This window comes from Streptomyces sp. NPDC003032 (assembly GCF_053591415.1).
In genome coordinates this window covers 1-14384 of the sequence record NZ_JBSFTT010000078.1, presented here as the reverse complement: position 1 = coordinate 14384, position 14384 = coordinate 1, and the positions used below count along the sequence as shown (strand labels likewise).

The window sequence follows — 14384 nt, the reverse complement described above, 5'->3', positions numbered from 1 at the left end:
CAGCCCCCGATCGGCGAGTTCGCCGAGCAGCAGCGTCATGGGAGTGAGACGGATGCGCATGCGCGCCGCGATCTCGGCGACCGCCCGGCCGCCCGAAGGCACGCACATCGCGAGGATGGCCTGCCACTCGCTGGGCAGGCCGCGGTCGACTATCACCTGCGTTGAGGTCCAAGACGGCCCGGGACCGACCCGCCGGCCACCGTGCGCAGCATGTGGCAGACCATCGCCGAGACCGACGGCCTTGTCATGGCCACCCCCGAATACAACGGTGCCATGCCCGGCGTCCTGAAAAACGCCCTCGATCGGGCTTCACTCCCTTACGGAAAAGAGCGCCCTGCCCGGCCACGCCGCGATGGTCCTGTTCAGCCTCCCCGGGCGTCTTCTGCGGTATCCGCGCCCAAAGCCAGGCCGCGTGCACTGTTCGCCCTGCTCAACGTCTACATGGCCGGTCGGCCCCCAGATCGCCATCCCCGAAGTCCACACCCCGCCTGGACCACAGGGCCGAGCCTGGCGAGCGGCTGACCGACCCCACCACGCGCGCCATGCCCACCTCTCTCCTGCACGGCCTCGCCGAAGCCAACGAACACCAACGAACACCAGGCCAAAGGCCGCCTCATCCAGCCGTTGCACCACTGGCAGAGCCGGCTCGCCGGCTGACCGCCCTCTCGACCGACCCCCACCCGCAGCCGGGGTGTGGCGTACGGCCTGCCCCAGGACCTGGGGGCAGTGCTCCCAGTGAGCTTCAATGGTCGCGACAGTCGCCGGTCACAGCGCCCACTGGCTCGGCGCCATCGGCCGCACGGGAACCTTCGGCGTCCAATGCTGTGATGCCGCCCATCCAGACGGTGGATGAGCGGCATCACAGTGTCACTTCGGGGCGCGGCGCGCACTTCGCTGTACGCAGACTCGCCTCAGTGGTCGGCGGGGACCTGCCGGGTGCTCCGTATACCGACGGCCGCGAGGACCGCGCCCAGGACGCAGAGCACTCCCGTGACGAGCACGGCGGTGTGCACGCCGTTCATGAACGCCTGGCCGCTGCCTTCGATGACCGCCGTCTTCAGCTGTGCGGGCATGTCACCGGAGACGGGAGCGATCCCCATCGCCACGGCGTCCTTGGCCTCATGCATCCCGTCGGCCATGGGCGCGGGCACCCCGGCGGAGGTCAGCTCGCCGGTCAGGGTCGAGCCGACCCGGCCGCTGATCAGGGACACGAGGACGGACGTACCCAGCGCGCCGCCGATCTGCAGCGCGGTGGCCTGCAGACCACCCGCCACCCCGGCGTCCTTGACCGGCGCGTTGCCGACGATCGCGTCGGAGGAAGCGGCCATCACCATGCCGACGCCCAGACCGAGCGCGATGAACGGCGGCCACATCGCGGCGTACGAGGAGTGCGCGCCCCAGCCGAGCATCCCGAAGGAGGCGGCGGCCTGGAGCACCATGCCGAGCGGCATGGACAGGCGGGCGCCGAACTTCTCGGTGAGCTTCGCGCCCAGCGGCGAGGCGAGGACGGAGGCCAGGCTGAGCGGCAGGGTACGGACACCGGCCTCGACGGGGGTGAAGCCGCGGACGTTCTGCAGGTAGAGCATGACGAAGAAGATCACGCCGAGCAGGACGAAGAAGTTGACCGCGGTGATGAGCGTTCCGATGGTCAGCGCGGGGTTGCGGAACAGGCGCATCGGCAGCAGGGGGTGCCCGACGCGCGTCTCGTACCACCCGAAGACCAGCAGGATGACGAGGCCGGCCGCGAGGGTTCCCAGGGTCGTGCTCGAACTCCAGCCCCACGTCTCGCCCTTCACCACGCCGAAGACGACCACGAGCAGGCCGAGCGCGAGCAGGACGACGCCGGGTACGTCGAATCGGTGACGGTCGGCGGGGTTCTTGCTCTGCGGCAGCACCAGGGCGCTGAAGACGAGCGCGATGACACCGATCGGCGCGTTGATGTAGAAGACCGACTCCCAGGTGACGTGCTCGACGAGCAGACCGCCGACAATGGGGCCGAGCGCCGTGGACACGGACGAGACCATCGCCCAGATGCCCACCGCCATACCGAACTTCTTCGGCGGGAACACCGCGCGCAACAGGCCGAGTGTGTTGGGCATCAGCAGGGCGCCGAAGAAGCCCTGTACGGCACGGAAGGCGATGACGCCCTCGATCGAGCCCGCCAGACCGATGGCGACGGAGGCGATCGTGAAGCCCAGGACACCGACCATGTAGAAGGTACGTCGTCCGAAGCGGTCACCCAGCTTCCCGCCGAGAATCAGCGCGGCGGCCAGGGCCAGCAGGTACGAGTTGGTGACCCATTGCAGATCGGCGGTGGACGCGTTCAGGTCCCGGCCGATCTCCGGGTTGGCGATCGAGACGACGGAGCCGTCCAGGCCGACCATGAACAGGCCGAAGGCGACGGCGATCAGCGTGAGCCAGGGACTGCCGCGACGACGGCGCGGCGTATCGGACGGAGAGGGCGTGGGCAGGCGGGAGGGATCCACGACGGTGGAGGGCATGGAGGTGCTTTGCTTCTCGGAGAGATTGAGGTGAGCGGCTACGGGGGGCGCGGACAGCCGCGCGAACGCCGTCAGTCAGTGGGCGGCGGGGTGAATGTGCGGTGCCAGCCCCCGCAGGGCGCCGAGGGCGGACCCGATCGCGGCGCGGTCCCCGTCGGTGAGGGCGTCCAGCGCCTCGATGAGGTACCCGTCCATGAGCTTCCCGACCGCGGTCAGACGGCGCCGGGTCTCGGCCGTGGTGTGCAGATGGGCGACGCGCTTGTCGTCCGGATCCTGTCGGCGCTCCAGCAGTTCCAGGCCGACCAGCTGGGTGACCAGGGCGCTCACATTGTTCGGCTTCATCAGCAGTTCGTCGGCGGCCTCGCGCACGGTGACGCCGTCCCGCTCCGCGACGAGCCGCAGCAGCGCCAGCTGGCCCTCGGGCAGCTTGGAGTGCGGGAAGTCCTGGGCCAGCCGCCGGTCGAGTGCCCGGTACAGCACCGGCAGGGCAGCCGCGAGCCCGGAGGCGATGCGGTGCGTGTCCTGGTCGGGCGTGCTGGAGGCGAGCATGCCTCGATCATAGATATGCCTCCATACCTATGTCAACATAGGCTTTGGGTGCTTCAGGCTCCGCTGCTGGTCACCGTGGTGCGTAGAGCATCCCGAGTCTGTCCATACCGGCGCCCGCGCGGCCCGTGAAGCCCACGATCTGCAGGCCCGCCGGGGCCATGAAGGTGACGGCGTCCGGAGTCGGCGTGCCCGAGGAGAGGGAACGGCCCGCGTCGGTGGTGAACTCGGCGGAGAACACACGGGTGCGGCCGTCCTTCCGCCCCTTGGTGAGGGTGACCGACGTGAGGTGCTCGCCGCGGGCGAGGGTGAGGGAGACCGGGCTGCCACCGGTACCGCCGTGGGCCAGCCGGATACCGCTGTCCAGGGTGAGGGCGACCGCGTCGAGCCGGGCTGCCCCGCGCAGGGCCAGGGTGCGGGGTGCGCGGGTACCCGGCGGCAGGCCGTCGATGTCGTCGCTGTCGTTGAACGCGGTGCCGTGCGGGCCCCCGAACTGGTCGCTCGCCCGCAGGTCGGAGCGGAACTTCCAGGAGAAGTCCACGGTGTGCGGGTAATGGTCGGAGAGCGCCGCGCCCTCGGCGTCGCGGAACGCCGGATGCTCGTTGTGGTAACGGTCGGCGGTCAGCGCGAGGAGCGGGCTCCCCCGGTAGAGGATTTTGTCGACGACCTCGCAGTCGTCGGTGACGTGAGCGGGGTCGCACAGCAGCGGGTCGGAACCGGCGGGCGGAGCGGAGCCGTCGCGGACGAGCCGCACCCACGCGTCGGTCAGACCGTTGCGGCTCACGAGATCGCGGATGTTGTCACCGGTGCGGGAGTAGCGCGTATTGGTGTCACCCATCACGATCACCGCGTTCCCGCCGGAGTTGGCGGCGATGAAGTCGGACAGCTGTGTGACGTTCGCACGACGCGCGGCCAGGTCGGCCCCGGTCGAACCGGCGTTGGTGTGCACGTTGTAGATGTCGACGACGGCGCCTTCGGCCAGCCGCGCCCGGGCGAGGCTGAAGCCCTTGGGCGTCAGGCAGTCGGTGCCGTTGCAGCTGTTCCACCGCACGCGCTCGAAATCGCTGTACGGCAGGTCCGAGAGGGTGTTGAGGCCGTCGCCGAAGGGCACACCACCGCTGGTCGCGGTGCGGTACGGATGATCGTCACCCGCGTAGAGCGCCGCGTGGTGGTTGAAGTCCTCCTGGACGTTGACGATGTCGTAGCCGCCGAGCCGCGGTGAGATGAGAGGGGTGTTCCGCTCGGGATTTCCGGAAGAGATCCCTTCGGGCAGGCCCGCGACGTTGTACGTCAGTACGGTGAACGAGCCCTCGGCGGGCTCGGCAGCCTGGGGCGGGGACGCGGACGCGGCGGCTTCCCCCGACGGGCCGACGCCGGCGGTGGCCCACGCCGCCGTGACGGCCACGGACAGCGCCGCGAGGCGGCGGCGTGTGGCGGTGCCTGGCCGGTCACTGCGCATCGCACGTCCTCGTTGTCCGCAAGGATCTCCCCATCGGATTCCCCATAGGTCGGATTCCCCATAGGAAGGGGAGCGGTCGGGCGACCGTAGTGAGCGCCGACGCAAGAGTCAACGCACGCGCAGGACCGGGTCGCTGCCGCGGCTGCGGTGCGCGGAGAGAGACACGTGCGGGCCGACGGAGGAAAGCTACGAAGGGCCCCGGTCGGAGGCCGGCCAGACGTAAGGCAGATCATCGGGGACGCCCGGGAAGAGCGGGGAGTAGATCTCCGGCGCCTTGCGCACCAGTGCCGACTGATGGCTGCGGTGGAAGGCGGGGTCCCCCAGCCAGGGCGGCAGCTCACCGTCCTCGGCGAGCTGTTCCTGGCCGCGTACGGCGGCGCCGGGACGGTGCCGGGTGAAGTCGGTGACGAGCGTGGCGGCACAGGTGTCGGCGCGCCCCTCCGCCACCCACACCGCGCACACGTCGAGGCCGTAGCGGGCCAGGGCTTCCTCGTAGCCGATCCACATGCGTACCGCGGGATGATGCCGCCATCCGTAGCCGGGCACGGTCAAGCCGCGCAGCACCTGAAGGGCCTCGACCCGCTGCTTGCCCAGACGTGTCCGGTCCAGGGTCGCGGCGGACCTGGTGAAGTCGGAGTACGGGAGAAAGGTCTGCACGCAGAATGCCTACCGCGGATAGTCCCGATTCACCCGCGTGCCTCGTCTGCGGCCTCGCCGAACGCAAGCGGACGGCCCCTTCATCCGACATGATGCACGGCCGCCGTGACCGACGCTTCCCGCGTGCCTCACGTCCTGCATGCCGTCGAGTGCGGGATCGATCACCTCAAGCGCCGGGCAGCTCCAGCTCAACGCGTTCGAGCCGGTCATCGCCCACTCGCTCCTGAAGTCCGTACGCCACCTGACCGCGGCCTCGTCTGAACCCCGTGTTCGGCTACGAAGCAGCTGGCGCCCTGGCCCACGACGCCAGTACTTCGTTAAGGCCAGTTGGCGAGGGAAGGAGTTTGATTGCCGGCCCGGCACGAGGACCACAGGTGGGAGCAGCGCGTCGAGTCGGCGCGGGTGAGGATGCCTTTCTCCAGGGCCAGGCCGGCCGTCGAACGTGGCGGTGGGTGGTCAGACAGACGGCAGGGCCGAGGAATGCGTGGTCGATGTCGTCGCGTCGTTCCCAGCGGATCCGTAGGCGGCACAAGCCGTGCAGCCAGGAGATCGTGCGCTGGACGACATGGCGGAAGATGCCCAGGCGGGTGCCGTGCGGCTGACCCCGCGGCTGACCCCGCACCGCGATGACCGGTCGGATCCCGCGTTGCCAGGGCAGGCGTCGGTATTTGTCGTGGTCGTAGCCCCGGTCCGACCCCGGTCTGCCAGGAGTGCGTCGGGTTTCTGCTGTGGTCTGCCGACGACGCCGGCGACGGGAGGGAGCTTGTCGAGCAGGGGCAGCAGCTGGGTGACGTCGTTGCGGTTTTTGCCGGTCAGCGAGACGGCGAGCGAGATGCCCTGCCCGTCGGTGGGCACATGGTGCCTGCTGCCCGGCCGGGAGCGGTCGAGGGGCTGAGCCCGCTGTTGGGCCCCTGCGAGCGGCCCGGCGTGGGAGGAATCGATCACCGCCCGCGACCAGTCCAGCTGGTTCTTCGACCGCGGCTCTTTTGAGCAACACTGCGTGCAGCCGGTCCCACACGCCGGCCTCGTTCCAGGCGGCCAGCCGCCGCCAGCACGTCATGCCCGAGCCGCATCCCAACTCCTGGCGCAAGCATTCCCCTTGGATGCCGGTACGCAGGACAAACAGGATCCCGCACAGGGCTTGCCGGTCCGGCACCCGCGGTCTGCCCTCCACCTGCTCGGGAGCGGGCTTGGGCAGTAACGGCTCGCTGAGCGACCACAGTTCGTCCGACACGATCCACGGTCGCGGCTGACGGTTCCCCATACTCAGAACTCAGACCAACGAGCCGACAAGCCCACAGCCACATGATCAACCGCTTTTGTCAGAGCAGTAAACACCAGGAGGCGTCACAGCGCGGTCGGCGGGCGGCCGCCCGTCGAGTTCGAACAGATCATCCGGGAAGCACGGACCCGGGCCGAACACCGAGACCAGGCTGCATAGCCAAGCTCTCCACACAACCTGGGGATTGACGCACCTGTACATCCGAGGCCAGTTCCCCGCCATTGACTACCCGTTCCGCAGGGATGATCGCGACAGCATCCGAGTCGCCATGAGCCAAGGCCCGGCGGACATCGCGGCCCGGATCGCCGCCGCCCTCATCCTCGTGCACCGTGAGGTTCAGAAGCGGGTGACCGAGCACAACGCGCGGGATTCACGCCACCCGATGGGCTCCGGTTCAGACGTTCGGTGACTGGCCGAGATCAACATTGTTGAGGAACCCTGCCGCGTTCACCTTCACCGAGCTGGGCTTGCTGAGGGTTTTCCCGAAGCATACTGACCACGAGTTCGCCCCGACCCCCGATGACGCGCACTCCCAAAGACCCAGGTAAGTGGCTGGGGTGGCGGTATACAGGTCCACGATTGCTCTCGCACTGTAGAGGCTGGACCGGTTGTTGCGCACGATCACTGCCGCCTGCACGCTGCCCCCGCCTGACGACCTGATCGCACAGACCTGCGCGAGCACAGAGGTGGCGACCGTCTTGCTGCCGGCACACTTCCACGTGGCGGAGCTGGAAGTGATCGGATTCGTGTTGCCGTAAGCACGCCAGGTGCCGGCATCCGCAGCTGCGGCGGGGTCGGCGGTTGCCAGACTCAGTCCGAGAACGGCAGTGATGGCGACTATCGAACCTGCGCCCGTTCGCGTAACTCGCATGCCGGCCGCGCCGACCGTCCTCGTGCGGCTCTTCGCCTTCGATGTGCCCTTCGATCTGACCATGACAACCTCTCCCAGGTTCTTCGAGTAACGGGTGCACAACCTCACCGTCGTGCGGAGGCAACCGCCTCAGATCGGGCAGTGAACGCTGTGCCGCCGTTGTTCGGCAACCCGACTCAACCACGCGGGGACCTCGCGCCGGAAAGCATTCGAGCCGGTTCAAATCCATCGCGACGACTGCTACCGTCGGAGCGGTGCTCACTCTGCGTGTAGACGCCGACACAGTGTCCAGGACGCGGTTGGCCCCTTCCCCCGCGTCGGAGTCCATGGCGTGGCTGAAACTCGCCGCCGCGTCGAGACGGCACCCGGTGTTCGGAGATCCCGGACCACTCGCCCGCGCGTCGCTTGCCCATCCCGACGTTGCCCTGCTCGCGGACCTGTTGCCGCAAAACGGCGACACCTACACACCTGACCTGCTCACCCCACAGCCAGGTACGGACACGCAGCGTCGTGACCTGCTCGACGAGCAGATCGCGCAGATCGAGGCCACATCTCAGGACGACCTCGAAACCCAACTCTTCACCTACACCAGGACCCACTGGAACAGGTCGCTGCTGGCCACGACCCGCCGGATCGCGGAGTCGGGGCAGATGCAGCGACATCTCGCCAACGGGCTCGCCCGGTTCTGGCACGATGCCCTCTCCGAGGGCTGGCCCGAACTGCGCTCGATCATCAATCAGGACATCGCCCACCGCGCGACGGCCATCGCCACCCATGGCATCGGCCGGACGCTCGGGACACTTCATCCCGACATGGATTGGGCAGGCGACGCGGTCACCCTCGCCAAGTCGTGGCATGGCGAAATCGATGTCACCGGCCGGGATCTGGTCCTCGCCCCCGGCGTGCTCAACTGGCCCGACGTCATCATCCAGGTCGACACCCCCGGGCAGTTCGTCCTCTATTACCCCGCCCAACGGATCGGAGCCGGCCGGGACCGCAGGTCCGGAAGAATCGCGCAAGTGGTCGGCAACACCCGAGCGGCCTTACTGGCGGACCTCGAAACAGCCCGGTCCACCGCGGAACTCGCCGCCCGGATCGGATGCACCCCGGGCACCGTCTCCTACCACCTCAGCGCACTGCACCACGCACGCCTCGTCACCAAGGTCAGAGACGGGCGCTACGTGTTGTATCAGCGGACCGCACATGCGGCAGACCTGCTGGAAGAAGCCCGCATCTAGAACGTGTGTGGAGAGTTGCTGGTGTTCCGGGTGGGCCATGCCGCCTCCGTCCAGGACCCGACCGAGGTCAACCAGCCCGGGCCGTCCCCGCCTGGCTGGATGAGACGAAGGTGTTGTCCAAGTCGTTGAGGTCGTCGATCAGATGAACAGCGCGTCCTCGGACGGGTCCTCGATGTGGTCGCCGCCCTCACTCTCGGCCCGGTAGTCCTGTCAGCAGGTGCCGGTGGCTGAAGCCGGGACACGAGTCGGAAGTCCCGCGAGCAGCGGGCGGGTCAGGCGGCCTGCTGGTTCCGCCAGTGGTGCAGTGGCTTGATCAGGCGGTCCCCGGCCTGGTGGTCGATGGCCTCGGCCAGGCCGTGCAGGAGGGAGGTGAGCATGGCCCGCGTGGTGGCGTCGGTCAGCCGTTCGTGGGGCCGACTGGTGCGGTCGAGGCGGGTGTGGACCTCGGGAATGGCAACCTGGGGCCCGCCGATGACGTAGACGTTGAGCAGTGCGAACAGTTCACGCAACTGGCTCTGGGCACGGATGCGCGTTCTTCGGCACGCCGGGCATCGCACCGTTGTACTCGGGGGTGGCCACGATCAGGCCGTCGGCCTCGGCGATAGCCTGCCACAATCGGCGTACGGCGGCGGGCGTGTTGCTCTCCAGGTCTTCATTGAAGTGCGGCAGTTCGCCGAGCTGTTTGAACACCTCGATGTGCATGCCTTCGGGGGCGAGGGCATGGAGGCCCTCCAGGAGCTGGGTGTTGAAGGAGTCTGCTCGCAGCGAGCCGGAGATGGCCAGGACACGGCTCATGACAGGGAAGACTCCAAGATCGAAAAATGAGGGCTTGCCATCGGAACGACATGGCTGTCGTCCGGCGAAGACGGGTCGCCGGGGTCGCCGAGGCAGTGGCCAGGCGCTGAGTCAGCGACGAAGTCATCATCCCCCTGGGAACCGGCGACGACCGCCCCGCCGGGCCTCCGCCAGGGCTGGCCGGCATCACCCCCGCCGGCATCACCCCCGCCGGCATCACCTCCGCCGGCATCACCTCCGCCGGCATGAACCACGGCCCCAGCCGGACACGGCTGGCCGCCACTCGGGACAGGCTGCCGATCCGCGTCTGGAACATCGACACCATCCGCCCCCTGCGCTACACCGACGCCTTCGAAGCGGTAGTCGACGTTGCGGTGGTAGGGCTGGGCCCGCTCGACGGCGTCGGCGGTCTGGGTGGGGCGTGGGGCGTGGGGCCATGGTGACGATCCAGTTCTGCCCCGACTGCAAGGTGGCGCGGGTAAGTGCCCGAGCGGGCCCCGTTCCGGGAGGGCGATGGGTGCCCTTGGGGATGACCAGGTTCTCCAGTGGCCCGTAGTGGAATCCCGTAGTCGGTGATGAGGGTGCCGGAACCGAACTGGGTGAGCAGCAGGGCGTCGCCGTCGGCGTTGCGGAAGTAGTACGTGATGGGCGCGGTCCGCCGCGATACCGACAGGGTGATGTCGTCGTTGCACAGCAGCGGCGCCGGCTGCGCACGGGCGTCGTGCTCATCAGCGGTGCGTACGTCGGTGAGCTGGATGCCGCGCGGCCGAATCGGGCCCTCCACACGCAGCCAGTCGGTGGTGGGGTGGGCGTGGTAGAGCTGGGAGACCTCGCCCTCGAATCCCTGGCGGGCGTGGTGCTCCTCGCAGGTACCCTTCGGCACTCGCGTGCGGGCTTGAGCTGATCCGGCCCTGCACGTGCTTGGCGTACATGAAAAACTCCTTCCGTCGGTCCGTCGGTCCGTCGGTCCGTCGGTCCGTCGGTCCGTCGGTCCGTCGGTCCGTCGGCCCGGGCCGGGCTCCGCGTCGGGCGACTGAGCGGGGGCGGCGTGGACATGCCCCGGCCGCGCCGTCTCAGCGGCCGTGAGGTCAGTGGCGGGCGCGCCGTCGCGCGCCGGGGGGATCAGTCCAGGGTCAGGACGAGCTTGCCCTGGTGTCCGCCGGTCTCCATCTGCCGGTGCGCTTCGGCCATGTCGGCCAGCGCGAAGCGGCGGGCGATGGGCAGGGCGGCATCGCCGCGGGCCACCGCCTGGGCGACTTGGGCGACGGTGGCGGCCGAGCGGGTGCCGAACATCATGGTGATGCCGTACTGCTGGGCCAGCGGCGGGCTGGCCAGCGTCACGATCCGGGCCTTGTCGCCCGTCACCGCGACGGACACACTGATCGCCTCCTCGGAGCCGGTCAGGTCCAGCGAGGCATCGACGCCCTGCGGGGCCAGCTCGCGCACCCGCTGCTCCAGACCCTCGCCGTACGCCACCGGGGTGGCGCCGAGGGAGCGGAGGTAGTCGTGGTTGCCTTCACCCGCTGTTCCGATGACGTGCACGCCCCGCGCACGGGCGAACTGCACCGCCAGGCTCCCGACACCGCCGGACGCGCCGTGGATCAGCATCGTCTCCCCGGCCTTCAGCTCCAGCCGGGCCAGCGCGTTGAACGCCGCCTGCCCGACCGCGCCCACGACCGCCGCCGTCTCCCACGACAGCGCCGCAGGCTTGACCGCCAGGTTCTCCGCGGGGACGACGACCTGCTCGGCGTAGGCCGCCATGTCCACAAAACCGATCACCTCGTCTCCGGCCGAGAAGCCCTCGACGCCGTCGCCGACCTGGTCCACCACGCCGGCGAACTCGTTGCCGAGCTGCTGGGGGAAAGAGATGTCATAGACAGCGTCGAACTCCCCGCGCCGAATCTTGGCATCGATCGGGTTCAGCCCCGCCGCCTTGATCCGCACCCGGACATGCCCCGCACCTGCCTGCGGCTCAGGAAGATCAGCCACCCGCAGGATCTCCGGGCCGCCGTAGGAATCCATGACCACTGCCTTCATCACGCTTGCCGCCTTACCTTCGAATGAGCGATTACCTCGCCGCCAAACCCTTGGGAGTGGTTCCGTACGGCGTCTTCTGCTTACTCAGTCAACGATGGCGAGCCCTGGCGGGTCCAACACTCTTCATCTGACACCCAACAGCCTCAGGCTGTTACGGTGAAGGTGTGGATCTCGATCTGCGCCAGGCGCGCTACGCCGTGACCCTCGCCGAAGAACTCCACTACGGCCGGGCCGCCGCCAGGCTCACCATCGCCCAGCAGACCCTGTCCTCGCAGATCACGGCCCTGGAGAAACGTCTCGGTGTCAAACTGTTCCTCCGCGACCGCCGCCAGGTCTCCCTCACCCCCGCGGGCGAGGTCTTCACCACCCGCGCGCGGCGCCTGCTCAGCGACGCCCAGCAACTGATCGACGACCTCGCCCGCAGTCGTACACCGCTGCGCATCGACGTCCTCACCGAAGGGCTGACCCCCTCGGTCCTCGCCCAGCACCTGCGCGCCCAGACCCCGTGCCTGCCGTTCGAGGTCATACAGAGCCAGGGCCTGGCCGCCGCGCTGCCCCGCCTGCTCTCAGGCGACCTCGACCTCGCCTTCGGCCGTATCCACGGGCTCGGCCAAGAACTGCCCGCGACCCTCGCCACCATGCCGGTGAGGCTGGAGTCCATCGGCGTCATCATCCCCGCCGGCCACCCCCTCGCCGCATACGACGAGGTGCCCATGGCCGCTCTCGCCGACCACCCGCTCCTGGTCCACACCGCCGACGAAGCCGCCGAGTGGCGCGACTGGATCGACCAGATCATGGCCGCCTTCGGCCTACGCGGTGCGCTCCGCGTACGCGGGCACGGCCGCGCCGCCATCCACGCAACCGTGCAAGCCCGCGGTTACCCCGCCTTCGGCCTCACCCTCGGGCAGCTGCCCGAGGGCCTGACCGCCCGCCCCCTGATCCGCCCCGTCCCCCTGTACCCCTGGCACGCCGTCTGGAACACCACCACCGCGACAACCACCACCAACCGCGCCCTGGAGATCATCCACACCTACGCCCAGGCCCACTGCTGGCACCATCTCCCCGACGCCCCCTGGTGGCTGCCCGCAACGGACCGCACAGCACTGAGCGCCCCAAGGTGACCAGGAAGACTGCCGGTGGTATGGGGTACGCACAGGGCGGCGGGGCTCGGCCCACCTCTGGTTCGGCGAGCTGTCGCCCCTGGTGTTCTTCGGCTGCGTGAAGGCCGACCCCCGTGCGTCGTGGATGCCCAAGGCCTCCCCGGCGCGGCGGGCAGCGTGGCCCGGCCATGGTGGCTGCAGCGGCACTGGCGATGCCGGGTGCTCTCGCCTTCGACGCTTTTGTCGGGCTTGCCGCCCGGCTGGGCGACCGAGGCAACCTCTATCGGCTGCTGGCTCGAAAGGCGGGCTGACATGGCCCCGAACGCCGGCCGTAAGGCCCCGTACAGCATCGAGGGCCTGCCCGTCGAAATTCCTGGGTCTCCAGCAGACCCCCGCCATGGCTCCGCCGACGCGAGCCAACCCGTGCCCGTAGCACGCATCTGGTGATTTCCTATGGAGTGCCGGTCTGTTGGCGAGCGGAGGACAGGAGTGTCGGTGGATGAGTCGTGGGAGAAGATCGAACGCTGGCTGGACCAGTACGCTCCGCAAGAACAGCCTCTGCCGGGGCCGTGCACCCGCTCCGAGCTGGACGGCCTCTACAGCGCGCTCGGCGTGCGGCTGCCCGAAGATGTTGAGCAATCGCTGTTACGGCACAACGGGTCGGGGCTCACCGATGTCATCCCGTCCACGTTCGCGCTCTACAGCGTCAAGCAAATCGCGGGTGATCATCTAGGAACGCTGAAGTACAAGCTGAGGAACGATCACTACGGCTCGGACGACAGCCGCTTGATCGTGCCGATCGGCGCGCTGGGCGAGATGCAGCTCGTCGTCGACACCCTGACGGGGCATCTCGGGTCATGGGACATCGAGGAGACCGGCTACCGCTGGTTCGAAGGCCCGGGGTGGGCATCCCTTTCGGCCGTGCTCGAAGTCACGGGAAACGCCCTGGCATCTCCGCCCCCGTGGATCGCAGTCATGGGCAACGGTGATGAGTGGCGGGCCATCGATATGGACACCGATTTCCCGGGAACACTGGTCTGGGCCGATATGAGGGGTTAGGCCCGTTAGCAACCCTCCCACACCGGCCGTCAGCCGAAGCCCGGCCGCCAAAGGCCATCACCAGCCCAAAGCCAGGCCCCACAACCAAACTACCGGTACCCAACTCGCCCTACGATGACCGGTGTGACTACCCGCCGCACGCTCGGCGCCGGTCCCGAGGCTCCCGCCCCGGGCATCCGCGCCGCCCAGGCCGATCTGCACGACTCGCTGCCGGGCATCCGCCTGCCCGACCTTGCCGAGCTACGCGCCCGCGGCGCCGTCGGAGGCCGGCCCCCCGCGCCGCCGACATCCCGGCGCAGCCTCGGAACCGGACGTACCGGCCACTCCGCACCAGACGCCTCCAACTAAGAGGCCCCTAACTCGCGCTCAACACCGTGGCCGACCACGTCTTGCCCGGGCTGAGCGGAGCATCACCGGCTGCACCCCTAGCTACGCACCCGCACCCTGAGGGCATGATGACCACACCCGCCGGTAGTGATCTATCCGCCCGACGAGAGCGGCGGGCGGCGCGTGCGTATCGACGGGACCATCCTCGGCCGCGCCTACGGCGTTCAAGACATCGCCCGCTTCATGCAGGCGGCCGGCCTGCACGACTGGGACGAAATGGATGTCGTCCGGTCACCGCTGATCGACTGGCGTGGCAGCGGCCCGGACGACTGGATGTATGGACAGGCCGTTTCCGGATCGGAGCGCGCCGCTACTGTGGCCAGCATGCTTATCGCCAGAACGGCCCCCTTGAAGGGACCTCGCCGCGGCCACGCCCTGGGCCCCGCCGCCCCGGGGCACGTATGCGGACGCCCGGCAGCACGCCGCGCTCACCGAGGGCGAGGGCCTGGAGG

General features: G+C 69.0%; 16 protein-coding genes and 1 pseudogene. 7 read left to right on the top strand and 10 right to left on the bottom strand.

Annotated features, from left to right (window positions below; genetic code table 11):
- Window positions 1–210: 210 nt before the first annotated feature.
- Window positions 211–522: an NAD(P)H-dependent oxidoreductase gene (locus ACWDZ7_RS41570; protein ID WP_451803961.1), complete on the top strand. Its 312-nt coding sequence runs from the start codon at window positions 211–213 to the stop codon at window positions 520–522.
- Window positions 523–911: 389 nt separating this feature from the next.
- On the opposite strand, the gene ACWDZ7_RS41565 is transcribed toward ACWDZ7_RS41570, so the two are convergent.
- The 5 genes and pseudogenes from ACWDZ7_RS41565 to ACWDZ7_RS41545 form a co-directional block, all read right to left on the bottom strand.
- Window positions 912–2501: an MFS transporter gene (locus tag ACWDZ7_RS41565; RefSeq protein WP_451803959.1), complete on the bottom strand. Its 1590-nt coding sequence runs from the start codon at window positions 2499–2501 to the stop codon at window positions 912–914.
- Window positions 2502–2576: 75 nt separating this feature from the next.
- The gene (locus ACWDZ7_RS41560; protein ID WP_451803957.1) at window positions 2577–3050 is read right to left on the bottom strand and encodes a MarR family winged helix-turn-helix transcriptional regulator; all 474 of its coding nucleotides are present in this window, start codon (window positions 3048–3050) and stop codon (window positions 2577–2579) included.
- Between the two features lie 70 nt (window positions 3051–3120).
- Window positions 3121–4506, bottom strand: a complete 1386-nt coding sequence (locus ACWDZ7_RS41555; protein WP_451803955.1) for a jacalin-like lectin — start codon at window positions 4504–4506, stop codon at window positions 3121–3123.
- Window positions 4507–4692: 186 nt separating this feature from the next.
- On the bottom strand, window positions 4693–5163 hold the full coding sequence (locus tag ACWDZ7_RS41550; protein ID WP_451803953.1) for an MSMEG_6728 family protein: 471 nt from the start codon (window positions 5161–5163) through the stop codon (window positions 4693–4695).
- A gap of 457 nt (window positions 5164–5620) precedes the next feature.
- Window positions 5621–6427 (bottom strand): annotated as a pseudogene (locus ACWDZ7_RS41545) (IS5 family transposase); the annotation flags it as partial.
- A gap of 202 nt (window positions 6428–6629) precedes the next feature.
- On the opposite strand from ACWDZ7_RS41545, the gene ACWDZ7_RS41540 reads away from it, so the two are divergent.
- A complete protein-coding gene (locus tag ACWDZ7_RS41540; protein WP_451803951.1) occupies window positions 6630–6854 on the top strand; it encodes a hypothetical protein in 225 nt (74 codons plus the stop codon).
- On the opposite strand, the gene ACWDZ7_RS41535 is transcribed toward ACWDZ7_RS41540, so the two are convergent.
- Window positions 6840–7379 (bottom strand): hypothetical protein, encoded by a 540-nt coding sequence (locus ACWDZ7_RS41535; RefSeq protein WP_451803949.1) that lies wholly within the window; start codon window positions 7377–7379, stop codon window positions 6840–6842. The two genes, ACWDZ7_RS41540 and ACWDZ7_RS41535, sit on opposite strands and share 15 nt — an antisense overlap.
- 263 nt (window positions 7380–7642) lie before the next feature.
- On the opposite strand from ACWDZ7_RS41535, the gene ACWDZ7_RS41530 reads away from it, so the two are divergent.
- The gene (locus ACWDZ7_RS41530) at window positions 7643–8554 is read left to right on the top strand and encodes an ArsR/SmtB family transcription factor (protein WP_451803947.1); all 912 of its coding nucleotides are present in this window, start codon (window positions 7643–7645) and stop codon (window positions 8552–8554) included.
- A 272-nt stretch (window positions 8555–8826) separates the two neighbouring features.
- Here ACWDZ7_RS41530 and ACWDZ7_RS41525 read toward each other — a convergent pair whose 3' ends face one another.
- From ACWDZ7_RS41525 to ACWDZ7_RS41510, 4 genes are all read right to left on the bottom strand, one after another.
- Window positions 8827–9063 (bottom strand): hypothetical protein, encoded by a 237-nt coding sequence (locus ACWDZ7_RS41525; protein WP_451803945.1) that lies wholly within the window; start codon window positions 9061–9063, stop codon window positions 8827–8829.
- Window positions 9056–9349, bottom strand: coding sequence for an NADPH-dependent FMN reductase (locus ACWDZ7_RS41520; RefSeq protein ID WP_451803943.1), 294 nt, complete (start codon window positions 9347–9349; stop codon window positions 9056–9058). The genes ACWDZ7_RS41525 and ACWDZ7_RS41520 overlap by 8 nt, the downstream gene beginning before the upstream one ends.
- Window positions 9350–9686: 337 nt before the next feature.
- The gene (locus ACWDZ7_RS41515) at window positions 9687–10232 is read right to left on the bottom strand and encodes a hypothetical protein (RefSeq protein ID WP_451803941.1); all 546 of its coding nucleotides are present in this window, start codon (window positions 10230–10232) and stop codon (window positions 9687–9689) included.
- A gap of 239 nt (window positions 10233–10471) precedes the next feature.
- Complete coding sequence (locus tag ACWDZ7_RS41510) at window positions 10472–11386, bottom strand: NADP-dependent oxidoreductase (protein WP_451803963.1); 915 nt, start codon at window positions 11384–11386, stop codon at window positions 10472–10474.
- A gap of 164 nt (window positions 11387–11550) precedes the next feature.
- Here ACWDZ7_RS41510 and ACWDZ7_RS41505 point away from each other — a divergent pair, with 164 nt between their 5' ends.
- The 4 genes from ACWDZ7_RS41505 to ACWDZ7_RS41490 form a co-directional block, all read left to right on the top strand.
- The gene (locus ACWDZ7_RS41505) at window positions 11551–12507 is read left to right on the top strand and encodes a LysR family transcriptional regulator (RefSeq protein WP_451803939.1); all 957 of its coding nucleotides are present in this window, start codon (window positions 11551–11553) and stop codon (window positions 12505–12507) included.
- Between the two features lie 474 nt (window positions 12508–12981).
- The gene (locus tag ACWDZ7_RS41500; RefSeq protein ID WP_451803938.1) at window positions 12982–13545 is read left to right on the top strand and encodes a hypothetical protein; all 564 of its coding nucleotides are present in this window, start codon (window positions 12982–12984) and stop codon (window positions 13543–13545) included.
- 123 nt (window positions 13546–13668) lie between these two features.
- Window positions 13669–13893, top strand: a complete 225-nt coding sequence (locus ACWDZ7_RS41495) for a hypothetical protein (protein ID WP_451803937.1) — start codon at window positions 13669–13671, stop codon at window positions 13891–13893.
- Window positions 13894–14019: 126 nt separating this feature from the next.
- Window positions 14020–14384: hypothetical protein (locus ACWDZ7_RS41490; RefSeq protein WP_451803936.1), on the top strand; the 365-nt coding region annotated here is incomplete at its 3' end.